Origin of the sequence: Gordonia rhizosphera NBRC 16068, from assembly GCF_000298195.1 — a bacterium.
Classification (GTDB): Bacteria; Actinomycetota; Actinomycetes; order Mycobacteriales; family Mycobacteriaceae; genus Gordonia; species Gordonia rhizosphera.
Genome location: NZ_BAHC01000261.1, coordinates 1 through 682 on the forward strand (window position 1 = coordinate 1; position 682 = coordinate 682).

Sequence of the window (682 nt, forward strand, 5' to 3'; positions counted from 1 at the left end):
CGCGCGGTCGAACCGCCCGCGCACGTCGGGGTCGCAGCGCCGATCGTGGGTGTTGATGTCGGGGTGAAAGCCGACAGTCTGCTGGTTGTCGCCACCCCCGGACGGGCGTGAGATCGATCGGGTCCCGGCGCCGAAATCGTTGACCGCCGTCCAAGCCCGACTACGAGCCCTGCAACGCCGGGCCGCACGGCAGGCCGGTCCGTACGACGCGGCCGCCCGGACTCGGCAGCAGCCGTCGAACCGGTGGCGCAGGACCCAGCAGCGGATCGGCCGCACACACGCGCATGCGGCAGCTGTGCGCCGCGACGGCGTGCACAAGGCCACCACCACACTCGCCCAGCGACACCAGGTGATCGTCGTGGAAACGTTGAACGCGGCCGGGATGCGCTCAGCCGGCGGTGCCTACAAGCGTGGCCTGAATCGGGCGCTCGCTGATGCCGCGCTGGCGGAGATCCGGCGGATGCTCGGCTACAAAACCCGTTGGTACGGTTCAGTGCTCGTTGAGGCTGACCGTTGGTATCCGTCATCGAAAACATGCTCGGCCTGCCAGGCAGTGAAAACCAAACTGTCGCTGGCCGATCGGGTGTTCGCGTGTGACAACTGCGGCCTGCGGATCGATCGTGATCTCAATGCTGCGATCAACCTCGCCCGACTCGGCGAGACCCGTTCGGGTGAACAGAGT

General features: G+C 67.3%; 1 protein-coding gene. It reads left to right on the forward strand.

The features are described from left to right. Positions 1–85 precede the first annotated feature (85 nt). On the forward strand, positions 86–682 hold a 597-nt coding region (locus GORHZ_RS29325), incomplete at its 3' end, for an RNA-guided endonuclease InsQ/TnpB family protein (protein WP_306302431.1).